The organism is Prosthecobacter sp. GW821-HT29F12 (assembly GCF_058803405.1).
The window spans coordinates 783,186-805,973 of sequence record NZ_CM179517.1; the positions used below are offsets into that span (position 1 = coordinate 783,186).

At 61.6% G+C, this 22,788-nt stretch carries 18 protein-coding genes; 8 read left to right on the forward strand and 10 right to left on the reverse strand.

Annotated elements, in window-relative coordinates:
• Positions 1-54 precede the first annotated feature (54 nt).
• From AC3RLQ_RS03110 to AC3RLQ_RS03135, 6 genes are all read left to right on the forward strand, one after another.
• Positions 55-1,650 (forward strand): hypothetical protein, encoded by a 1,596-nt coding sequence (locus AC3RLQ_RS03110; RefSeq protein ID WP_493034252.1) that lies wholly within the window; start codon positions 55-57, stop codon positions 1,648-1,650.
• A 298-nt stretch (positions 1,651-1,948) separates the two neighbouring features.
• Entirely contained in the window at positions 1,949-2,677 is a 729-nt protein-coding gene (locus AC3RLQ_RS03115) for a hypothetical protein (protein ID WP_493034254.1), read from the forward strand.
• Positions 2,678-2,757: 80 nt separating this feature from the next.
• The gene (locus AC3RLQ_RS03120; RefSeq protein WP_493034255.1) at positions 2,758-3,090 is read left to right on the forward strand and encodes a co-chaperone GroES family protein; all 333 of its coding nucleotides are present in this window, start codon (positions 2,758-2,760) and stop codon (positions 3,088-3,090) included.
• 2 nt (positions 3,091-3,092) lie between these two features.
• Positions 3,093-4,022 (forward strand): hypothetical protein, encoded by a 930-nt coding sequence (locus tag AC3RLQ_RS03125; RefSeq protein ID WP_493034257.1) that lies wholly within the window; start codon positions 3,093-3,095, stop codon positions 4,020-4,022.
• Positions 4,023-4,230: 208 nt separating this feature from the next.
• Positions 4,231-4,449 (forward strand): addiction module protein, encoded by a 219-nt coding sequence (locus AC3RLQ_RS03130; protein WP_493034259.1) that lies wholly within the window; start codon positions 4,231-4,233, stop codon positions 4,447-4,449.
• Complete coding sequence (locus AC3RLQ_RS03135) at positions 4,446-4,736, forward strand: type II toxin-antitoxin system RelE/ParE family toxin (RefSeq protein WP_493034261.1); 291 nt, start codon at positions 4,446-4,448, stop codon at positions 4,734-4,736. The genes AC3RLQ_RS03130 and AC3RLQ_RS03135 overlap by 4 nt, the downstream gene beginning before the upstream one ends.
• A 153-nt stretch (positions 4,737-4,889) precedes the next feature.
• On the opposite strand, the gene AC3RLQ_RS03140 is transcribed toward AC3RLQ_RS03135, so the two are convergent.
• Entirely contained in the window at positions 4,890-7,241 is a 2,352-nt protein-coding gene (locus tag AC3RLQ_RS03140; RefSeq protein WP_493034262.1) for a hypothetical protein, read from the reverse strand.
• Between the two features lie 66 nt (positions 7,242-7,307).
• Between AC3RLQ_RS03140 and AC3RLQ_RS03145 the strand changes: the two genes are divergently transcribed.
• Complete coding sequence (locus tag AC3RLQ_RS03145) at positions 7,308-7,814, forward strand: hypothetical protein (protein WP_493034264.1); 507 nt, start codon at positions 7,308-7,310, stop codon at positions 7,812-7,814.
• A gap of 342 nt (positions 7,815-8,156) precedes the next feature.
• Here AC3RLQ_RS03145 and AC3RLQ_RS03150 read toward each other — a convergent pair whose 3' ends face one another.
• From AC3RLQ_RS03150 to AC3RLQ_RS03160, 3 genes are all read right to left on the reverse strand, one after another.
• Positions 8,157-8,864 (reverse strand): SGNH/GDSL hydrolase family protein, encoded by a 708-nt coding sequence (locus AC3RLQ_RS03150; protein WP_493034266.1) that lies wholly within the window; start codon positions 8,862-8,864, stop codon positions 8,157-8,159.
• Positions 8,865-9,031: 167 nt separating this feature from the next.
• The gene (locus AC3RLQ_RS03155) at positions 9,032-10,492 is read right to left on the reverse strand and encodes a DUF4832 domain-containing protein (RefSeq protein ID WP_493034267.1); all 1,461 of its coding nucleotides are present in this window, start codon (positions 10,490-10,492) and stop codon (positions 9,032-9,034) included.
• Between the two features lie 88 nt (positions 10,493-10,580).
• A complete protein-coding gene (locus tag AC3RLQ_RS03160; RefSeq protein ID WP_493034269.1) occupies positions 10,581-11,846 on the reverse strand; it encodes a hypothetical protein in 1,266 nt (421 codons plus the stop codon).
• Positions 11,847-12,038: 192 nt separating this feature from the next.
• Between AC3RLQ_RS03160 and AC3RLQ_RS03165 the strand changes: the two genes are divergently transcribed.
• A complete protein-coding gene (locus tag AC3RLQ_RS03165; RefSeq protein WP_493034271.1) occupies positions 12,039-13,400 on the forward strand; it encodes a hypothetical protein in 1,362 nt (453 codons plus the stop codon).
• Between the two features lie 147 nt (positions 13,401-13,547).
• On the opposite strand, the gene AC3RLQ_RS03170 is transcribed toward AC3RLQ_RS03165, so the two are convergent.
• The 6 genes from AC3RLQ_RS03170 to AC3RLQ_RS03195 all read right to left on the reverse strand — a co-directional run bounded on the left by AC3RLQ_RS03170 (position 13,548) and on the right by AC3RLQ_RS03195 (position 22,603).
• Entirely contained in the window at positions 13,548-14,591 is a 1,044-nt protein-coding gene (locus AC3RLQ_RS03170; protein ID WP_493034274.1) for a hypothetical protein, read from the reverse strand.
• Positions 14,592-14,925: 334 nt separating this feature from the next.
• Positions 14,926-15,975 carry a Fic family protein gene (locus AC3RLQ_RS03175; RefSeq protein ID WP_493038810.1) on the reverse strand — a complete coding sequence of 350 codons (1,050 nt, stop codon included), beginning with the start codon at positions 15,973-15,975 and terminating at the stop codon, positions 14,926-14,928.
• A 392-nt stretch (positions 15,976-16,367) separates the two neighbouring features.
• On the reverse strand, positions 16,368-19,256 hold the full coding sequence (locus tag AC3RLQ_RS03180; RefSeq protein WP_493034276.1) for a hypothetical protein: 2,889 nt from the start codon (positions 19,254-19,256) through the stop codon (positions 16,368-16,370).
• Positions 19,257-19,640: 384 nt separating this feature from the next.
• Positions 19,641-20,540 carry a DUF3037 domain-containing protein gene (locus tag AC3RLQ_RS03185; RefSeq protein ID WP_493034279.1) on the reverse strand — a complete coding sequence of 300 codons (900 nt, stop codon included), beginning with the start codon at positions 20,538-20,540 and terminating at the stop codon, positions 19,641-19,643.
• Positions 20,541-20,554: 14 nt separating this feature from the next.
• The gene (locus AC3RLQ_RS03190) at positions 20,555-21,274 is read right to left on the reverse strand and encodes a HipA family kinase (protein WP_493034281.1); all 720 of its coding nucleotides are present in this window, start codon (positions 21,272-21,274) and stop codon (positions 20,555-20,557) included.
• 135 nt (positions 21,275-21,409) lie between these two features.
• Positions 21,410-22,603: an SGNH/GDSL hydrolase family protein gene (locus AC3RLQ_RS03195; RefSeq protein WP_493034284.1), complete on the reverse strand. Its 1,194-nt coding sequence runs from the start codon at positions 22,601-22,603 to the stop codon at positions 21,410-21,412.
• Between the last annotated feature and the right edge of the window lie 185 nt (positions 22,604-22,788).

The window sequence follows — 22,788 nt, forward strand, 5'->3', positions numbered from 1 at the left end:
CGTTAATCTTCAATCAAAACACAACAGACAACACATCTCGTTTGAGAAACACCTATGAGCAACTATCACGCTGAATCAGTCGTATCCACACTCGCAGCCGCCGTCGCGGCTGATCCGTCCGTCGTCGCAAAAGTTTATTCCCAGCAGCTCCGCAAGGGCGCGCGCTCGGTGGATGACTTTGCGATGTTTGAGGGCGGGGAGGGCTCCGGAAAGCCCTTCATTGTTCGCAAGGACATCGCCTCCGCGCATGCGGGAGACGAGGTCAAATTCACTGTCATGAGCCAGCCGCGCGGCCCCGGTGCGCGTGGTGAGCAGCCGCTGCGCGGGAATGAGTCCAGCGTGGACTTCAAGACCTTCGGCTGCGTGGTGGACTTCTGGCGCGATGCCTTCAAGTTCACGAAGAAGCAGCTGAAGTTCATGGCGGGAGGCGGCGGGGTGAAATCCGCCGTGCTGCTGGCCCTGCGCGAAAAGCTGGGACGCCGCCGCATGAACGACATGAAGATGGCGCTCAAGCTGCAGGGCGTGGGCAACACCATCTACCCGAATGCGCGCAAGACGCTGGCCAGCCTGAATGCGCTGGATACGCTGACGCCTTCGGGCATCACCAACGCGATCCCGCAGTGGCGCCGTCTGGGCGGCCGCAGCATCGTGGTGACGAGCAAGCATGGCAGCCCGGTTTACAAGCCGATGGTGTACATTCCTGATGCGGCGATCGCCAGCATCAAGAACTCCAGCAGCTATGAGCAGGCGGCCCTGCACGGCGGCGCACGCAGCAATGAGGAAAACCCGCTCTTTTCCGGCAAGCTGCTGGACTGGAACGGCGTGGGCCTCTTTGAGCATGCGTCGGTGGATCCTGAGAACGATCAGTGCGCTGATCCGCTGGCCCCGCGTGCAATGCTCTCCACCGGATTCGGTGTGGACTCCAGCAGTGCGGCCTGCGTTCTCAAGAGCCATGCGACGGACACCAAGACACCCTACATGGCGTGGATGGGCGGCTACGCCTATGAGTGGTATGAGGGCCAGTCCACGAGCACCGCGGCCACTGCTCCCGGCGGTGTGACGTGGTCGAGCTTTTACTCGGCCATCACCAGCGCCACCTACTACGGCTGGATCATCAATCCGGACGGCTCCGTCGGGTTGGTGAGCTGGACGGGCGGCACTGAAGGCAACAACGGCAACCAGATCAAGGTGACCGCGATCCTGAACCCCGACAACACGAACGACAACTCCGGCCTCGGTGTGTCCACGCTGGGGAACTTCATCGCCACCGGGGACACCTGGGGCCTGAACTCCCTGGGCACGGCCTACACCCGTGCTGCGGGTGGTGCGGGCGGCACATCGAACTGCTCTCCGGACTTTGTCTGGACGTCTGAGTTTGATGCGGGCGCCTACATCATTCCCTGCAATGCGAATGGTGCGGTGGACATGTGCAGCCTCATCCTCGGCCAGGACACGGCCGTGCGCGCCTATGTGGGGGATGACCTCCTCGTGGGCGACAAGGACGACTACTCGTTCGTGGATGGCGGCGGCTATGAGACCATCTTTGGCCAGGCACCTTGCATCCGCACGGATGGCAAGACCAGCGGCTACTCGGTGCTGCGCCACGCCGGCCAGCACCCGGGCCTCGAGGTGCCGACTCTGAGCGCGTAACGCGACACAGCGGCCCGCACGGTGTCTTGAAAAAGCGCCGTGCGGGCTAGCACCCCATCTTTCTCCCGCTCTTCCTCCCTTGGTGGCAATGACCAGGCCGAGGGAGGAAGAGCGGGAGAGGATGCCAGAAAATACCACTCTAATAAGACGGCTTAATTTTTTAAACTTTTACCTCCTGCCTCCCTTGCGGGTGCGGCCAGTGGCCAGAGCCCCAGGGAGGAAACAGGAGACGAGACAGAATTCCAAGAGGGGCATGAATGCCCCCGATACCTCAGACCCATTTTACTTTTCACCTTTTATGAAGCCCAACACCACTGCCTGTCCCTCTCTCACCACTGTTATGACCCTGCCGGCGCGCGTTGATTCCGCGCTGCTGGCGAAGCATCGACGCGCGGATGATCCGCTCGTCGTCGTGAAGCTGGTGGGCGTGGGGAACAATGCGCCGTATGATTTTCACGACAAGGGGACGCGCTCCTACATCTTCCGCTTTGAGTCGGCACTGGAGGGGCACATCCTGCGTGTGCCGCTGCACCTGTGGCAGGCAGGGAAGGGACGCCTGGCGCATGATCTCATGGAACAGCGCCGTCTGCCGCACGCGATGGTGGTGACGCTGGATGCACCGACTGCGGCGAAGCCCACGCCGCTGACGAATCTCACCGAAATGGGCGCAACGGACACGAGCACTGACACCCGAATCGTGGTTGGGCCGGGTGCTGAGCCGACCGTTGCGCCCGCCTCGGCGCAAGAGAAGGCGCTGAAGGCCGAGGCGGATGTGAAAGCGAAGGCTGCTGTGGCAGATGCGGCCACCGCTTCAGTGGCGGCCGCGAGCGTGCAGGCAGTGGTGCCGCCGCTCATTGCCGGCAGGCCGCTGCATGAGGCCGCGTATGATCTGGTGGAGCCGCCGAAGAGGCTGAAGGCCCTGGCGGCGCTGCTGGGCGTGGCGGAGGATGCGCTGCGCGCGGGCATCGGGCACGCGGATTCGCGGATCGAGCTGGCGAATGCGGGCTGGGTGCGGAGGAAGGCGTGAGTGATGCGTCGCTGCTGATGACACAGACATTTTTACTTTGACCACCAATACCAAGAAATAGCACCAACAACCACACGATTATGAAACCACCTGGAATTCACCCATTGACAAATCACCTGCTGCTGGACGTGACGCCGCAGGAGCAGACCACCGCAGCCGGCATCGTGCTGCCCACGGCGGTGCAGGGCGCGAGCACACGCATGGAGGCCGTCGTGGTGGCACGCGGGCCGGAGTGCAAACTGGCCGCGCTGGACTGCGGCACGCAGGTTTACGTGGGCCGCTACGCCAGCGGCGAGCTCATGCGCGAGGGCCGCAGCTACCGGCTGGCGCTTGAGACGGAGATCATCGCCACGCTGGACAACGTGAGCATCAGCCTTCCTGAACCCCGCACCACACCTCTCACCACCCTTTGATTATGACTGTACGTGAAACCATCGCCACGATGCTGAGCTACCTGCGGGTGGAGCAGCGCGCCATCCCCTACGCGGGAGGCGCCGACTATGAAGATCCACTGCCAGATGCGCTGGCCGCGTGCAATGCGGCGCTGCAGCAGATGGCGGCGCTGGGCCCGCTCTTTGCGGCGAAGCAGCAGCGCAGCGCGTATTTTCGCGCGCCCACTCCGGTGGCGGTCAGCGGCCTGACGCATGGCGGCATGACGGCCACGGGGAGCTTTCCAGCGTGGGCCGCAGGCTGCTGGGTGGACCTGCCGGGTGACCCTGCCATGAACCGCATCCTTTCCATCACGGGCAGCACCGCGACGCTGCAGTTTCCGCATTTGTCCAGCACGACCAGCGGCACTGCGACGATCAACGTGGACACGGTGGAGCTGGATAGGGACATCATCACCGTGCTGGAGCCGGTGCGTTTTCGCGGCAGCAAGCGCACGCTCATCGCTGCGGGCAGCCGCGAGGAGCTGTCGCAGAACTGTGGCGGCGATGTGCGCTACTTCATCGAGTCCGCCATTTCCAACAACGCGGTGAAGCTGCGCATGATGATCTCTGGATATGTGAGCACGGACACGGTGCTGGAGTTTCAGGCGCGCACCGCGCTGGGCGAGCTGACGCGTGCGGACGTGTACAACAATGACCCCGGCCACACCGATCCCGGCGTGGCGCTGCCGGTGCCGGCGAACTTTGTGGAGTCCATCTTCCTCCCTCTGGCGCTGGATGCCTTCTTTGCGAAGCCGACGATCACCAACTACGACATCCCCAGCCTGCGCAACCAGGACGCGCCATCCCTCATCCACCAGCAGGCACAGACGGCGCTGGTGCTGCTGGAGCGCATGCGCCCGCAGGGCCGGAAGCCGACGGGACTCTGGCCGGCGTGGTCGGCGGGGAGGTATTAGGTTTGAGGTTTGAGGTTTGAGGTTTCCGGGCTGCCCGTGTGCTTGGCGGCGTCTGCTGGAGGACTGTTTTAACAACGTCTCAAGGAACCGCGATGCCTGGTCGTGGCGGAGTGGTGCGCTGGCGTCTGGAGTTTGGATTTCAGATAGATTTCTAGGGCGCAGAATCAAAAGACGTTGCGCCTTGGTTTCCGGTGCTTACTTTTTTGGCATGATTGCCCTTGATGCCCTTCATCAGCTGCCCTTCAAGGAGAGGCTTCTGGCCGTGGAGGCTTTGTGGGAAGGTCTGGCTCCTGCGGCTGCGGGACTGCCGGTGCCGCAGTGGCAGCGGGAGATGCTGGATGAACGTGAGACGCGAGTCACCGAAGGCACGGCCAGATACATCGACTGGGAAATCGCTAAACGGGAAATCCTGGAAGCCGTGAAATGAAGATCCAAATCCTTGATCTTGCGAAGGGTGATCTCATCGAAGGTCACCGTTTTTACGAAGAGATGGACGCCGGTCAGGGCGGCTATTTCCTTGAGCATCTTTATACTGACATCGAGGCCCTGGCGAAGCTGGATGAGCTGCACTCCCAGCCCTACGGGCACTTTCACCGCGCGCTGTCGAAGCGGTTTCCGTTCTCCATTTTCTACACGGTGGAAGACGGCGTGGTCAAGGTGAGGGCCATTGGAGTGCCACCGGCGGTCAGCTTCGATGCGCAGGCGGCGGAATGATGCGGGATATTCTGCAGTGTGCTGTGCGGTCCCATTGTGTGAGCTGCGAAGGGGGCTCCTTTTTTCTTTGGGGACTTGCTGGCGAAGCACGCGCTGGCCGACAGACAGGAGTGTCTGTCGTACTTCTGAAGGAGCGGTCCTGAGATAGATGCGTTACTTCACCGGCTCGATCACCTTCACCGCCTCCGGTGCATGTGCCTTCGGTCTTGGATCATGCCAGCGCTCGCGCGGGGCGGGGGACTTGGCATTGAGCCAGTGGCCGAGGCGGTGGCGCAGCGCGGTGAGGGAGCGGTGGGTCTCGGGAGTGAAGGCGGCTTTGCCGGCGTCGTCTTCGTTTTTTTTCACGGTGACGGCTCGCATACCAGGTTCTGCCAGGACGGCGGCAGCGACGCTGGGGCGGGATTCGCCGGAGAGGGCGGTGAAGAGGGTGAGGTATTCGACGAGCTGCTGCCCGGCGCGGAAGGTTTTGAGGCGGAGGCTGGGCAGGGGGCCTGAGGGCGTGGGGTAGAAGAGGGCGAGGTCGTCGGGCTTTTGCAGGGCATCCGCTTTGCCAATAGTCTGCCAGGGCACGACGCCATCGGCGCCGAGAGCCCAGGCCTCCACGCACCAGGCGGCATTGCTGACGCTGGGGGTGCCGAGGGCATTGGAGGTGCCGTACATGTAAACGAGATTGCCGAAACGCCGGGCGCGGTCGCGGACGGATGCGCCGTAGGTGCGGAGTGCGCTGCTGACGATTTCGGCATTCACGACGCCATCGAGGAGATCGCGCTGCCACTGCGGGCGTGAGATGTCGGCACGGTGCGCGAGGTGGAGGCCGGGCTGTGCGCCTGCGCCTGCGCCTTTCCAGAACTCGAGGCCGAAGCGGCGCAGGGCCCAGAAGTCCTGGGTGTTGGAGGGTTCATCAAAGATCCACGGCGCGGAGCAGCGATCCCACCCGGCGGTTTTGAAGGAGGCTTTGTTGTTGAGGTAGAACTCGAACATGGGCTCGGTCCAGCCTTTGTCATGCAGGTGCTGGGCAATGCGTGATGCGGCGGCGCGGAACTGCCGCCAGTACTCTTCGTCATACGCGGTCTCGATCCAGTAGCCGCCTTTGAAGTGCTGCTCCTGATTCATGGGCCAGTTCTCATTGAGCATGAGGTAGAAGGCCTCGATGGGGACGCCGCTGCGTGGCAGGCCGGTGAAGGCGCTGCCGTCAAAGAGCGGGCCGTAGGTGGCATCCCACGCGGTCCAGTCCCACTGGCCGTCGGGTTTGATGACGGGGCCGGCATCGATCCTGCCGGTCCAGTGATAGGGCAGCACATTGAGCGTGGTGCGGTGCTCATGCGCGAGGCGGTAGAAGGCGCGCTCGTGCCCGGGGAGGCTGTAGGCATTCATCTGCGGGATGAAGGAGAGGCGGTCTGGCAGGGTGAAATCCCACACGGTGAGCGTGCATGGGAGTGACTGGCTGCCGACGGTGAGCTGGCCGGTGATGCGGCCGGGGCGTGCGTCTTTGGGCACGTGGATCTCGATGCAGGTGGGGCCGGTGGTGGGGCCGGGCTGGAGAGGATCGAAATGCTGCGCGACCTGCGGCATGGCGTAGGTCTGGATCTTCACTTGCGGAAGGGTGAGGCTGGCGCTGGTGGCGACGGTGAAGTGGATCGTTTCGCCTTTGGCGGCGAAGAAGTCGAGCGAGGGGAGGGGCTCGCCAAATGCATCGCGGCAATCGATGGAGAGCTTTGTGGTGGCGGGCTGCGGGATGGCTGGTGGCAGCGTGGCGGGCTTTGCGGCGGCGGGTTTGGTATATTGTGGTAGCGTGGCGGCGGGAGGGCCGTCTTCGAGCCAGAGGGTGAAGTAGGGGCGGGTGCTTTTTTTGTCGTCCTTGCTGGAGACGTAGCGATTGAGGAAGGGGCGGTAGGTGAACTTGCTGCCCTCGCGCAGGTACTCGCTGCCCACGTCATCCATCACGGCGAAGCCGAAGCTGCGGCCCTCAATGCGGGCCTGCACGACGGCGGGATCCACGGGAATGACCTGCCAGCCGCTGGCATCACGTGGTGTGGGATCGGCAAAGCCCCAAATAGAACCGCCTGCGCCGTTGATGACGGCGGTGATGTCCGGCTGATCGACGCCCCAGCGCTGCTCGCCGGTGCGTGCCCAGGTGAAGGAGCTGGCGCCGGGGACTTTCTTGTAGCTGGTGCCATCGCCTTCGGTCCATTCCTCGGTGATGGTGGAAACCGTCATGCGCTGCAGGATTTCCGCGCCTTCGCCATGCAGATGGAGCTGCGCCTTGGTGACGCGTTTGCCTTTGAGCGCGGTGGCATCGATGTCCATGAGCGCGAGTTCCTGCACGCCTTTGAACTTCATCTTGGGAGAGGCACCGTTGCTGCCTTCGACCTCGGTGGGGTAGGAGGAAACCCAGGTGTCGCGGGAGATGTCGATGCGGACGGGCTCTGCGGCGGGGGAGATGGAAGCGGCAGCGAGGGTGAGCGCGAAGGACAGAGTGAGGTGGGTGAATGGGAAGGCGGGCATGGTGGATGATCTCGCGAAAGAGGCTTGTCGAAGGCTGGGACTTCAACGAAGTAGAAGTGTTCCCACATGCATTATTTCAAACTTCTCCTGATCCTGGTCATGTGTGTGGCCGGATGCGCGCCGCATTTCAAATATTCGAATCTCTACGGCCGAAGCACGGTGGCTGAGATTGAGAGCACATGTCAGCGTCTGTTTGATGCAGAGAATGAGGTGAAGCCGGCAGACACCGAGAGGCTGCTGGACAACTTTCGAGCCCTGCGCCGTGGCAACGAGGAGTACCATACGCCAGCAGTACTATCCATCTGTGCTGATCTTCGGTACATGATTAATCACAGCCTCGCAGGGGAGAAGGATTGGATTTTGATGCGCCGGCATCTGATCCGAAAAACAGGCGTGGTCTCTTCGCTGGTGGCGGTGCCGCGGTCAGAGGATGTGCAGCTTTATCTTTCACCACGTGATCGGCATGCTTTCACACCGGAAGAAATTCGGACGATTTGCGGAAGCCGCCCGCCTAGGTATTCGTCGCTGGCCACCATGCTCATGCAGAATGAAAAGCTGCAAGCGGCGCAGTGAAGGAGGGATGCAGGGTGTGAATGTATGGAAGAGGACGGTGTCGGGGTGCTGTGTGATCACGGAGCCAATGCGCGGCGGGGCTTAGTGCAGACGCTGCTGGTGATCGCAGTGTGTGGCGAGTGCGCTGGGTTTGCTTTTCGTGATGGTGAAAACCCAGGGTCGCCTCGCTGAGGCTCGGCTGACCCTGGGCTGAAATCCGCAGCCCCGTTGGGGCTGGTGTGTGGCGGAGCGAAGTGGTGGAAGGTGATGGCCGGGTGCGATTCATGCGCGGCGTGTTTTGAGGGCAGCGGCAAGGCCTGTCGGATTGATGCCTGCGACTCGTGGTCTATGGAGCGAGGAGATTCATGGCCAGAACTCGCGCACGGTGCGCTCCCATTCATCGGCGAGGATTTGGTGGCCGGAGTAGGTGGGGTGGATGTCGTCCCAGATCCAGTGGGCGGCGGGGGCGCGTGCGGTGGCGCGGTCCAGCGCGGCCTGGAAATGCACGAGGGCGGCACCGTGTTTTTTGGCGAGGCGTGCGACGATTTCCTGACGCTTGACGATGTCGGCATTGGGTGAGCCGTGCTGTGGATCGGTGGCGAGGTGGTTCACGACGAAGGGCTCGCAGAGCACGAGCCTGAGCTGTGGATTGGCGGCCTTGGCCTGGGTGATGAGCTTGTCGTAGGTCTGCTCGTAGATTTCCAGCGGCACACCGCGGCCTTTGTCATTCACACCGATGAGGATGCTGAGCACGTCCGGCTTGAGATCGAGCGTGTCCTTCTGCCAGCGCTTTTCGAGATCCAGAACGGTGTTGCCGCTGATGCCGCGATTGATGAATTCGAGTTTCGCTTCTGGAAAGGCAGCGCCGTATTTCGCGGCGATGATGAAGGCGTAGCCGTGGCCGAGAATGTGGTTGGGGTCGGCGCTGCGGCCGCGATTCCCGTCGGTGATGGAGTCTCCCTGGAAGAGGATGCGCGCACCGGGGGTGAAGGCCTTGAGCGGCTCCACGGCATGGAGTGTGGCGGCCAGTGCGAGCAGGAGCGTGGTGAGGAAGGGGAGCGGGTGTGTCATGAAGGAAGTTCAGCGAGTGTCACACATACGCTGCTCCCCGCGCACTCTCGCGGTGCGGGGTGGAAACATGGGGCAGCGCAGACGCGGCTGGTGACGCCCTAGCAATCACACTTGAACGGGCAATGAATCAATCTGGCCTTTCACTGAATGCCCGCCAAGCCGTGGCGCTACTTCACGCTCACAGATCCCAGAACATACCAGCCGTCTGTGGTGGGTAGTTCGATGCCCAGCTGGATGGAGGGTTTATGAGTGTCTTGGGGCTGGCGGAGGCCGAGGGCGAGTTTGTAGTCGCCGGGTGGGACGTCTTTGAAAGTGAGCTTGTCATTCACGGTGACGGTGGTGTCGGGCTTCCATGCGGCGGGGATGGAGGTGGTGGCATCGCAGATGTGCGCGGGTTTTCCTTCGGGTGTGATGAGGGCGAAGGAGACTTTGGCGGGGATGTAGATGGGGGCGACGCCTTGGTTTTGCCAGGTGAGTGAGAGGGGGGCTGGCTGGTTTGTGGTGAGGGTCTTGGGGTGCCTGGCCTCCTTCAAGATGAAGTGATAGCCGATGCGGTTGGTGAGGCGCTCGATGAGGGCGCGGTTTTCCTGCAGGAGGCGGAGGGTGGGTTTGCCGCCGCCGAGATCGACCCAGGTGGGGTGGCCGTTTTCGATGCAGTCTTCGAGGCGGAAGCCCTGGCCGTTTTTGTCCTTGATGCCGTCCCACCAGCCGAGCTGCTTGAGGGTGTCATAGTCGGCGTAGAACTCAAACACACCGGGTGCGATGCCGAGGCCGATGGCAGTTTCTTTGCCGTCGCTGTTGCCGCAGATGCCATCGCGACGCGGGGCGATGTGCTGGGTGAGCACGGCCCAGTCGAAGATTTCCTTGAGCGGGCCGAAGTGGCCGAGGTGGCTGTTTCGTGAGAGGCAGAGCTGTGTTTTTTTGAAGGCATCAATGTGCATCTGCACGTGCTCGCGGAATTTCTCCGGCGAGATGTCGGGCACCTTGAAGGGGTGCATGTGGCATTCGCCCCAGTTGCCATAGGAGCGGATGTCGAGCACGGCGATGCGGGGATCGCCATCGAAGCGTTTGGCGAAGGCTTGCAAAAAGGCGCGATGCTTGGCGAGGAAGATGGGGTCATCGAAGACTGGCGCGATTTTGTGGCCGGGCGTGCCCTGGGTGGCCATCTGCGGGGTGAGATCCAGCTCGTGCATTTTGGCACCTGCATCGAAGACCCACTTGGGCGTGACGTAGCCGCCGGGGAGTTTGCTGTGGGTGTTGGCGCACATGACGCCGAGATTGCACACGCCGCCGATGGCATCCCACGCGGCGAGGGTTTCCTCCACGCTGGTCCAGTCATACTGGCCTTCGCTGGGCTCCAGGCTGGCCCAGTCAAAACGGCGCACGCCCATGCGGATGAAAGGGAGCACCTCCTTGTCCTGCCACTTGGGCCAGTCATGCACAGACCAGCCTTTGCCGGGATTGAAGAGGGGTTTCGTGGTGGGCTTGGGCGTGATCGTGACGAGGTCGTCAGCGGCAGGCGCGGGAAGTGCCGCGAGGAGCAGCAGCGCGGTGAGAGCGGGGCGGAGGGAGGCCGAATGCGAAAGGAGTTTTAAAAGCATGCGTGCGGCTACGAAGTGGGATTGCATGGTATGCGTGTGGCGAAGGCTTGTGGGAAGATGAGCTTCACGTTTTGAGTGAGCGCCGTGTGAGATCTCCAGTTGCGGCGCAGCTGGACTACTTGGCGGGCAGCGCGTAGTAGGCGCACTCGGCGAAGAAGAGTTCGGCCATGTTGAGCTTGGAGTAGTCGTAGTGGCGGATGACTTGCTCGATGAGTTCGCGGTTTGAGCCGTCGTGGAGGAGGGAGATGATGGCGGCGGCGGCGAGGGGATTTTTCATGTAGCGGGCCTCGTAGTCTTTGCGTTCGCCGCGCTTGGATTTGTCGGCGATTTTGGCGAGCCTGGCGGCGTCTTCCTGGGTGGGCTGGGGGAACCAGGTGGAGTAAACGGCGCGCCAGTTGGCGTTGCCGAAGAGTTTCTGATCGTTGTTGTCGAAGGTGGTGTGGCCTTTGAGGGCGGGGAGGGCGTGGGTGGCGTTGACGGTGAGGCCGGTGCGGTAAAGGGATCGGAGGGTTTCATCCTTTTCCATGGCGATGAGCTGGGAGAGGGAGGCCTGGCTGCCGACGTAGATCCAGAGCTGGGATTCATCGATGTGAGCGATGGCTTCGCGATCGTAGGGGTAGCCTTCAGCGCAGATTTCGGCGCGTGTTTTGCCACCCTTGGTTGGACGCTCGGCGCGGGCTTTGTTGTAGCGCTCCAGCCAGATGGCGTCGCCGGTGATTTCGTGGGTGGCGCGGAGAAGGTAGAGGTAGCGGACGGCATCGCGGAAGAGGTGGCCGGTGAAGCCGCCGCGGAAACTGCCTTTGAAATCGCCTTCGCAGGGGATGCGCCACTGCGTGGCCTCGAGTGCGGTGGCGACTTCTTTGACCTTGGTCACGATTTGCTGGCGCTCTTCGGCGGTGGGGATGCCGCTTTTCAAGTAGGCGTGCAGGCCGAGGAACCAGGGGTGGGTTTGATCGTCTGAGCTGAGCGGGTAATGGCAGACGCCATCCGTGCCGATGCCGCGTGCGATGAAGCCGGGGACATCGGAGACGGAGGCGCATTTCATGAGGCCTTGGGCGAGGCGGCGTGCCTGCTCCGCATCGGCTGCGGCACCGCTGCGGCGGGCGCGCTCGCACATGGCGGGGAGGTAGAGGCCGTTGAACATGGGGCCGTTTTCAATGGGGCTCCACCAGCCGATGGCATTGGGCCGGCCGAGCTTGCAGTCTTCGGGAGTGGGCAGCTCTCCCACGAAATCGCGGATGATGCCATGGGGATCGACGAAGCGGCGCCAGAGTTCGGTGTGGGCCTGGTCAATGGCCTGTGGCAGAGTGGCATCGGCAGCGGGCAGGAGTGCGTGGGATGCGAGAAGAAGGGCGGTGAGGGTGAGGAAGGGGAGTTTCATGGCAAAAGAAGCGCTGAATCACTAAGTCGCCCGTTCCAGCGTCGTCAAAAGCTTCCACCGCGAATGCTGCGAATGGCAGCGGCGTGAGAAGCGCGACTTTTTCATGCTCATCCATGAGCCAATCGCTTCTTGTCACGCTGCATCAGTTTCGGTAGGATGATGAATTATCCATTCTTTTAAGCACATCTTCCCATGAGGCTTCGACTCCTGCTGATCCTTCCCGCGCTGCTGCTCCTCCTGACCACACTGGCTGCGGCCACGGAGCAGGAGGATGACTTCATCCTCTACCGTGGCGAGCGCTGCGTGCTGGAGACTCACTGGCTTTTTCCCGCACCCTTCCAGGCTTACTTCGTAGATGGCAAGCATGGGGAGTATCCGCTGAAAATGACGAGCACGGCGAACTATCGCGGTCATGTGGCCACGTATGAGGTCACGGACGGGCGGCTGTATCTGGCGAAGTTCCAGCCGAGCGATATGATCGGCCTTCTGGAGCAGGAGAACTCCAAACCCAAGGAGGCCGAGGCTGTGGTGAAGAAGGAGCAGGCACGGCTGGATGAGGTGCTGCGACAGGTTTTCCCCGGGCGTGCGGCGGCGGATGGCCGGATCTTTGCAGACTGGTACACCGGGCAGCTGCGCATCTTCTGCACGCTGAAAAAAAAGAAGTATCAGCACCCGGATGAAAAAACACCGCGCGAGGAGGTGCGGCCTACGGAGGTGGCGCTGCTGAAGATCAAGGAGGGCGCCGTGGTGAAGGAGACGCGCTTTCCCATCGCCGAATACTGGGCCAAATTTGAGATCATGAAGCGGCGGCGGGAGATTCCTGCGGAGGAGGCCGAGGCCATCACGGACCATCTGGATTTTCTGGACAGCTACAGCCGTGACTGGGGCAAGATCCCCGGCGTGGACGATGCCAGGGGACCGCTGCGCACGGAGGCGGATTTCTCCGTGTTTCTCACTCGGCAGGTCGATGCACGTGTGCGCATCCCGCTGACGAAGTTTGTGCTGGTGAAGGACACCGCCCTGATGCCGTATGAAACAAAGCGATGGACGGGTGATTCAGACATGCGGATCAAGCCCGGAGCCCACCTGCTGATGCTGGAGATGGGAGCAACCAATGTGCCCAGCGGCCCGTGGAGCACGTATACGGGGGGCTCGGTACAGGTGCTGGTGCAGGTGGGGGCGCTGAGGACGGGGAGGATCACCTTTACCGAGGCGGACCGCGAGAAGGTGCGCATGATCAACAACTACGACCGAGGCGATGACACCCTGCAAAAGCTGGAGGGGGATCTGCAAATGGATGTGGCCGCCGATGGCAAGGTGCTGCTGACAGGCAGCATCCGCCTGACCTCCAAAGATCCCACGACCTACCAGGAGATAGCTCTGGATAAGAACGAAGTGCCGGTGCTGACACTGAAGGACTATCTGAAAAAGCAGGAACTTGGGGACGAAACCTACAAGCTCTTCCAAATTACAGCGGAGAAGGTGTACCTGGAGGTGCTGGAAAATTCGAAACCCGCGTCACCAAAGAAGGCCCCGCAGAAAGCTTCAAAGTAGGCGAGGTGCTGATGTGCTGTGCTGGCGCAGGCTGCGAAGCCGGGGCCAGGGTGCAAAAAATGACCCAATCAATGATGGGCGTCATGCAAGGCATGATGCACCTGTCCCGGCTGGCATTTGCTTTGCCTCTGATGGGAGGTTTTTCGGCTACGGGGCTTTGGCGCTGGCGGCTTCGAGATCGCGGCGTTTGCGCACTTCGAGGGCGGCATCGAGGTTTTTTGCGCGGGTGAGCTCGGCCTGGTAGGCATCCAGCGCCTGGAGGAATTTTTCGCGCAGGGTTTGCAGGCGCTGTTCGCGCTGGGTGGTGAGCTGGCTCAGGGTGCTGCGGTAGGTGGCGCGGAGGGGCTTGAGGGTCTCGTTCGCGGCTTTGTCATCGTCGGGCAGCGGGGCTTCGTCCTGCAGTCGCTTTTTCTCGGTGCGCAGGGCCAGCGCGGCATCGAGGTTGCCTGCCTGGGTGGCGGCATCCAGCGCACGATCCAGCGCTGCGACATACTTGTCATCGAGGGCTTTGACGGCTTCGATATGGGGGGCGAGAGGGGCGTCGCGCTCGATGGCGGCAGCATAGGCGTCCTCCAACTGGGCGATCCGTGGGTCGCTTGACCTGGGAACAAAGCTGCGCACCTGGATTTTGGAGAACCAGGCCTGATCTGCGGCGACGCCCCAGAGCCCGCCGGTGGAAATGGACTTGTCATCGATTTCAAAGGCCACTTTGCCATTGATCAGGACTTTCAGATGCTCGCCGACGGCGGAGAGCTCAAGATCGATGTAGTCTCCCAAAACAAAGGGCTTTGGCAGGGGCACGACAGCCAGCCGCTTGATCTTGCCCTTCGAGGTGAAGTTGAGGAAGAGATTGTCGATGGAGGTCTCTCCCATCTTGATGTTGAGTATGATCTCGTAGTACTCGCTGTCCTGGGGCCTGCCATCGGCAGTACGCCGGATGCGAAGCTGGGGCCAGCTGGTCTTCTCGCGGAAATGAAAGAGTGCGCGGATGGCACCGTCCGGATGTGGCTGCGGCAGCAGGATGCCATGGCCTGCGCGCACATGGAGCAGTCCGTCCACCAGATGGGCCTGCTCGGGTGGAAAGCCCTTGAGCTCCTCCTCAGTGGCCAGGATCGTTTTCCACTCACTGGCCTGCTGAGCGTGTGCGGAGAGGGTGATGAGCGCGAGCGCCAATGGAAGCAGGTGTTTCATAGTGTGGAGGGGCATCTGGATGAACGCTCTTGCGACAGGTGCCATTTCATGGTGCGGTGTGGCAGCGATGCTCAGCGCATGCAGCTCTTCTGGGTGGAAGGCCGGGTATTTTTAACAGACCGCCATGGGGTGTCCAGATGAAAACTCAAATCCTCCCGAAGCCGCAGCCGCTGACGAACATCAAAGTGCGCCCCGTGGAGTGGCGGCGTGGCGCAAAGCCTCTCTCTGCCTCTCTCTGCCGCCGTACGCAGGTGCTCCTCTGCATGCGGTCCCGCTGCCTCAACGCGTGGCCTTCGGGTTTGCCGACGGATTGGAAGAAAGCGAGGAGGGTAGGTCATGGCAGAGCATACCATGTGCCTTTGCCCGTGCCGTGCTTGACCAGATGACCCTGCTCCAGCAGGTGGCGGAAGTGCTCCTTGAGCGTGTTTCGGCTGGCTCCTGTCACCTTGATGATGCCGCCCATGGTCACGCGGCCATGCTGCCTGGCGTGGTCGATGATTTGCACGGCGAGTTCTGGCAGAGCTGCGAGCACGATTTTTTCCCGCTCCACCTTGGCGGCCAGGCGGCGTTTCTGCTGCTGCAAGGCGCGCAGAAAGAAGAGCAACCACGGCTGCCAGTTGGGCGACTGGGTGCGGATGGTGCCCTGGGTTTGCCGCAAGGCCAGATAGTAGCCCTCCTTGCTGCCCTCGATGACGCTTTCCAGTGAACTGTAAGGGACATAGGCGTAGCCCGCCTGCAGCAGGAGCAGGGTGGTGAGCACGCGGCTCAAGCGGCCATTGCCGTCTTGAAAGGGGTGGATTTCCAGGAACACCACCACAAACACGGCGACCACAAAAAGCGGATGCGTGCGCTTCAGTTCGCGCGCCTCGTTCAGCCACGCGACGAGCTCGGCCATGAGGCGCGGTGTATCGAAGGGGGAGGCCGTTTCGAACACGATGGCAACCTGCCTGCCGCTCTCATCAAAGGCAGCCACGCTGTTGGGCAGCGTCTTGTATTCGCCGCGGTGCCGCTCGTCCTTTTCGCTGTGACGCAGCATGTCGCGGTGAAGCTGCTTGATGTGGTTTTCGGTGATGGGGATGTCCTGCCACGCATGGAAGAGGGTTTCCATGACCTCGGCATAGCCGGCGACTTCCTGCTCGTCCCGAGTGTCGAACTTTTTGATTTCCAGGCTGGCCAGCAGCCGCTCAATCTCGCGGTCGGTGAGCTTGCTGCCCTCGATGCGAGTGGAGGAGCCGATGCTCTCAATGGTGGCGACGTGGCGCAAAGCCTTCAAGCGTTCAGGGGCCAGGGTGCCCAGGGCACGCCAGGCACCTTTGAACTCGTCAATTTCAGCAATCAACGCCAGCAACTCCGGCGTGATTTGGATGGAGTCTGTTTTCAGCATCAAGGTCTCCCAAACCACAGTTACACCCATAAACACCCAAAAGTCCAACCGTAATGACACCCATAAACACCCATATTCTGGGGGGAGGGGAGGGGGCTGTGAGGTGGCGAGGTGAGAGAATGGCGCATTTTTCAGCGCGGCCTCCTTCCCAATGGATGCACCATGGACGCCCGCCCAGAGCCGACAAAATGTCGGTGCTCCCAGTACGGAAGGCAGGACTGAGCGTGACGTTGCTTTTGCGGGCTGGACGGTGGGTTGAGGCCGGAGAACGTGATTCACCCCGCGAAAGCGGTAGCTACGATGCAGGCTTGCGCCTTGCATCTGCGCGACCGCACTCCAAAGCGCTGCCGCGCAATGCAAGCCCCGCTGCGGCATGCCGCGCCATTGCGCCGCTACTTCTTAAACGCCGCACCCTCAGGCTTCCCGGCGGCTTGGAAGTAGGCGAGGAGGTCGAGGATTTCTTCTTTGGTGAGGGTGTTCAGGAGGCCGGGCATCATGGGGGAGAGCTTGGAGGTCTCTTTGGTTTTGATGTCGGCTTTGCTGATCTCCTTGGTGTCGGGGGCGAGCATGCTGGGGCGGAGGATGATTTTGTCATCCGTGTCTCCCACGATGCGGCCGGTGAAGAAGTTGCCGTTTTTGAGGGTGATGTCGGTGTTGGCGTATTGCTCGGAGATGACTTTCGAGGGCTCGATGAGGGCTTCGAGAATGACCTGCGGCGAGTAGCGGCTGGCCACAGCGGTGAGATCCGGGCCCACGGAGCCGCCTTCATCGCCGATGCGATGGCACATGAGGCAGAGGGTGCCGTACATGGCGTCCTGGCCCTGCGCGAAGTTGCGGCCTTTGCTGAGTTTGTCGAGATCGCCGATGAGGTCTGACATCTGCCAGTTCTTCACGAAGGTGCGGTCCTTCTTGGGCTTCTTCAGCTTGGGGGCGGGCTCGATCCAGGAATCGAGCACAGGCTGCAGCGTGGCGAGTTCTTCCGGCGGCACGTTGGCCATAGCGGTGCGGCGGATCTTGACGAGGAAGTTGCCGAAGCTTGCGCCATCGCTGAAGTCGCGGCCGGCATCGGTGAACCACTTGAGTGTGGTCTCGGGATGCTGGGTGGTGCTGCGCTTCTGGGCCCACCAGGCGAAATACTGGCGGCGCATTTCCGGTGTCCAGCCATTCGTGATGGTGCGCAGGGCGACGACGTAGTTCAGCTGCTCTTCCTGCGTGGGTGCGGCGGCGAGGAGCTTGAGCGTGCGGGCGATGGTGTCGGGCGCATCGAGCGCGAGGAGCGTCTGGCACAGCTCGCGATTGAGCGCGACGCTCTGCGCGGGGTAAAGCGGGCTGAGCAGCGCGATGATGGGCGCGGCGATTTCAGCGGCGGGTTTGCCCATGCGGCTGATGGCGACTTCGATGACGCGGATGAGTTCAAGCTGCTGGGCTTCGCTCTTGAGTTGCGCGGGCGCAAATTTGGCGAGCGCTTTGAAGAGATCGCCCTGGGCTTCGGTGCCGCCGAGGCGTGCGACAGAGAGGAGGATGGTCAGCGCTGCGGTGGGGTTTGTTTCTGCCAAGGCGCGTGCTTTCCATGAGTTGATGGGTTGGCTTTCGATGGCGATGCGCGCGGCGTAGCGGATGAAGCGATCTTCGCTGGCGAGGTGCGGCCATGCGGTGTCCACGACGGCGGCGTCTTCGTGGCCGTGGAAGGCTTCGAGCTTGTGGCGCAGCGTGCGGGATTCTTCGCCTGCGACTTCGTGGAGGTCTGCGGGTGCGGTGGATTCGGTGCCTTCGTAGGTCACGCGAAACAGCGCGCCCTGGGTGTGGCGACCGCCGATGGTGAAGTACATCGCGCCGTCGTCGCCGATGGTGAGGCCGGTCAAATTGAGCGGGGTCTTGCCGCCTTTTTCATTGAGCGATTTCGGTGCGACGAAGTTTTCCCAGGTGCCGCCGTAGCTGGCGCCCTGCGGCGTGAGATGCACGGCGATGAGGCGGCCATAGGTCCAGTCCTGGATGAAGAAGGCGCGCTGGTACTTGGCGGGGAATTTCGCACCCGTGCCGAAGCCCACGCCGGTGGGGCAGCCGATGCCGATGGTCACGGTGGCAGGCAGGCTGTCGTGGTAATACTCGGGCCACTTGCTGGCGCCTTCGCGGAAGCCATGGTCCGCGCCGCTGGTCACATGATAGACGCGCACCGGGCGGTACCACGGTGTGCCCCAGTCCCATTCCATGTCGCTGTCAAAGCCGAAGAGCTCGCCATCGTGATTGAAGGCGACGCCGTAGGTGTTGCGCTCGCCGCTTGCGACGAGTTCGCAGTTCTTGCCATCGGGGTCCATGCGGACGACGAAGCCGCCCGGGGGCTTGCGGCCTGCGCCGAAGCCGTTGCCATCTTCCGCGCGCGGCAGCACGAGATCGTCCGCGTAGTTTTTGTGCGGGGAGGTGGGCAGCACATCGGCAGGCACGTCCACGAAATTTCCGCAGAGCACGTTGAGGTGCTTTTTGTCGGGATTGAGCAGGATGGTGTGCGCGCCGTGGTCGCCACCGCCGCCGCGCCATTCGCGGAGGAACTCGACCTTGTCGAAGGCCTCCTCGGCGGTGGTGGAGGTGCAGCGCCAGAGGCCATAGACGTTCTTGCCATCGGGGCCATTGCCACGGCCATTGATGTAGAGGCTGTCAAAGGCGAAGAGCATGCCCATGACTTCGCTGAGGGGGATTTTGAGGATCTCAGCCTTGGTGACTTTGCCGTCCTTGAGCGTGAATCGCGAGATGGGTTCTTTCGGTTCCGCGCCGAGGAGCAGGCGGCCCTGGGGATCTTTCGTGATGGAGATCCACGAGCCTTCCGTGGCCGCGTCTGCCTTGCGCACGAGCTCGACCTTGAAGCCCGGCAGCGTGGCCAGCACCTCAGCGGGGTTTTCCGTGACGACGGCGATGGTCTTCGGCTTCGAGCCATCCGCAGGTCCATAGACGGCCTTGGTGATGACGAGTTTTTTGCCCGCAGGCGCTGCGATTTCCAGCTTGCGGTTCTCGCCCACATCGCGCGAGAGCTTCTCGTCGCCGAGGGTGTACTCGATGTGTAGTTTCTTCGGCACGCCCGAGGCGGTGTCGCCAAAGAGATCGTTGCCAGCGGTGATCGAGAGCTTGTCATCCTTCACCGCGCCCGCGACGACGGCGGTGACGTCAGTCGGGTCTTTGGCGCCATAGGCCATCTCAGCCTGCCCCAGGCACGCGAGGGCGAGCGCGAGCAGGGCGGACTTCAATCGAAAACGAGGCAGAGGCTGACTGCAGGAGGCTGGGTAGTTCATGGTTGGATCAGGACAAAGGCGAAGGCGAAGGCGAAAACGGAATCGAGGTGAAAGCAGTGGCGCACCTGCCGCAGGTGGCGGGTGGGTTCAAATGATTTACGGAGGGAGGGTGGGGGAGCTTGCAGGGGGATGACTGAGAGGCGTGAAGCCATGGTCTCTACCCTGACACCCATTTCTCTGATATGAACTGCGCATGGCAGGTGATGGTGGCTGGTTTACGACCTGCGCCGCCATGGTGCCGTGGCAACGCCCCTGTTGCGCAATCATTTTATTGCGCGCCCAGTGCTTCATGCCTGGCAACTTTGCACTTTGCCTTTGTCCACTCCTCTATGCAGAGGCTGGAACCTACGGACTTGTTTCACAGCGCTGAATGCGACTATAGTTTCAGAGATTGCTGACAAGAAGGGATGGATTCGTCACAATGATTTCATTGTTTTCCTCCCTGGCCTTGGCCGCAAATTCTTGCAGCGAATCCCGGTCACTGTAGGAGGCTGTCAGCACGTCGAGCTTGCGAAGATCCACGCAGACTTGTTCGGCCACTTCATGCATTTGACTGCCGGGTTTTGGTGACTTCACCACCACCATGCAGTCGTCCGGAAGCTGCCCGCCATCTCTGATGCGCCTCAAGCCTCCCACCACCTGATCTCCCTTGCGCAGGATTTCGGTGGTATCGCGCAAATTGAGATGAAGAGCTCGGATAGCTCGGACAGGCACGGAATGACTTTGGTGAACAAAGGGAAATTTCATGCGATAGATGTCGGTGCCGACCTCCAGCGGTTGATACAGTTTGGAAAGATCCCACTGCATGAGGTGATCATGGATCGCTTCACGCATGAGCTGTTCCTGATATTCTTTCGGCTGCGCGAACTGGCGGCGCACATAGTGCGCGAAAAGCGCCTTAAGCTTGTCGGAAGGGCTTGGCGTCATGGCCACGCGAACGTCGCTGAAGCAAAATAGGGTCTTTCTCGGCCTTACCAGGAAATTGAAGGCGGCAGACAGATTGGGAGCCCCTCCTTGGAGGGAAAGGCAGCCGTCAACTGGCGTATTGGCCTTGGGGCTCAGGCGATTAATTTCGCTTTCGATGGCTTTGATGCCCTGACGATACACGGCCCCGTCAAGTTCATCGAAAAAGCCGGTGACACGCGTAGACCGCCGCTTTTCGAGGAGAAATCCCAGGTAACCCAACTCCTCACAGAGAATCAAAATTCCGACGTTCACAAACTCCTCCGTCTCCCGGTAGGGGAGGAAGCGGACAACTGCATATTTGCACAGATGTTGGTTCATAAGACGAGGAAGAATTAAGGCAGGGGACGGGAGAGTAATATACGTACGTTTTCGACAAAATCACCTGTGTCTTTCAGCCATTCCGCAGGAAGTTTGGCAAGAATAGACTCCAAGTGGCTGCGCCCACCAGCCAGCCAAGTTCGTATTTCATCGCCGTGAGCGCCTGCCCAGCATGCCTGCCAGTCGTCTCGGAAAATATGGAATTTCTGAGCCTCTCGGATAGGAATGGCCGGCAGTGTCAAATGATGATCGATTACCCACAGTGCTTTCTGCGGTGCCTGCCATAGGAGATTCGGGTTGGCATCTTGGCGGTCGCCATTGTGGATCCAATGGTCGAATGCTAGCACCCGTTGTCTCTCTGTGATTGGGACGTCCTTGGTCGAGGCTTTTGGGAAAGTGTCTGCCAGATCTACCGCCTGCGAGCCAAATGCCCAGCCGGGAACCAGATCATAGTCCGAGTAAACGCTTGCGTTCAAAAGAGGCTCGGGCAGCCACGCAATGCAAACCGAAGGGCACCGTAGCCCCAGTGCATGAGCAAGGTTGCTGCACACCCACTCGCATACCAGCGGCAGCATGTCCGAGCGGCGTGTCTTGATGAAGTATCGCTGCCCGTCCGAAGCCTGGCATTCCAGCGGGCGTAAGATGCTGGCGGGCTCCCGACCCAGGATTTCGGTGATGAGAAGCCGTCCATCAACAAAAGCTGAACTAGGGGGAGTGGGAATATCCGAGTTCATCGTATGAAACGATCTTTATCCGCAACGCAGCCGCTCTGTAAAGACCTATTAAAACTAGGGCACTTTCTCGGACTGGAAGATGTCGAGGCGAGAGTCGCTGGTGAGAATGATGCGGAGGTGGCGACACTCCACACTTCACTCCCCGCCCAATATCCCCAGCACCTGCGGGATGATTTTGGCGGCGAAGAGGGCGTGGCCGCGGTCGTTGGGGTGGAGGCCGCCGAGGAGGCCGTTTTTGGGGGCGAGGGAGCGGGCGACGGTGGGGCCGAGGTCGATGAGGGAGAGTTTTTTGTCGGAGGGGTGGGTTTGCTGATGGGTGGCGACGGCGTGTTTGAGTTCCTTGGCGTAGTACTGGCCGAAGGGGATGAGGAGGATGATGTGGGCGTCGGGGGCGCTGCGGCGGAGGGCGGCGAGGCTTTGGATGATGCTGGCCTGGGTGTCGCTGGGGTTGGACTTGTGGAGGGCGTCGTTGGTGCCGTAATTGATGAGGATGAGGGCGGGCTCGTGGCCGGGCTGGCCATCGGCGCTGAGGTGGCCTTTTGAGTCGAGCAGCGAGTGGTTGTTGCCGTCGATCTTGTTCCAGCGGCTGGCGTCGTCGTCATACTTTCCGCCGGTGCCGTTGGTGGAGCCGGTGATGACGTAGTAGCCGGGGACGTCGCCGGGTGGGTTGTCGCCGGGATTGATCCAGCCACTCCAGCCGCAGGCGCTGATGCAGTATTCGTAGCCCTGGGTTTGCAGTGCCTGGCCGAGGAGCTGGGAGTAGGGGGAGAGCTCGGTGGCGCCGATGCCTTCGGTGATGCTGTCGCCAATGATCATGGCCCATTTGGCGGCGGGTGCGGCGGGCAGGGGGTGGCTCTCGGCATCGAGCTGCAGGCCGGTGACGCGCAGGACATTGAGGCCGCTTTTTCCGGGGCTGCCCCAGCGCTCTTTTTGCTGCGATGACTGGAGGACGACGCAGAGCTCATGCGGCCCTGCGCGCTGGAGGTCTTCGATGACGATTTCATTGGCGCAGGGGATCTTGGATTTCCACACGCCATCGATGCAGTAGGCGATCTGCGGTCCGTTGAAGCCGGGCGGAAAGGTGGAGGTATCGAGCAGGAGTTTGGCGGTGGGTTTGGGATTGGTGGTCTCCCATGTGATGCGGAAGTAGGCTCCGGCATTCCACGTCTGGCGGAAGAGCTTGCCGCTGCGGCCGGAGTCGCCGGTCCAGTTGCCGGGGGAGAAGACCACGGCGGGGGAATCGACGGAGAGGGTGATGGGATCTGCCGCGTGCAGTGCGGCCAGCGGTGAGAGGAGCAGGGTGGCGGCGAGTATGAAATGGTGCTTCATGGTTGGGGGTGATTACGCAGCGTGGGGGTGTTTGCATGCGGGTTTTGTGGGGGGAGGGGGGGATGGAGCGCGGAATTGCCTCGCTTCGCTCACCCTTCGGGCAGCCTGCGGCTGGCTATCTTCGCTGCGCTTCGATTCCGAGTCCGCAAGGCTCCGCAGACAGGAGCAGTCCCGCGTCGTGCCTG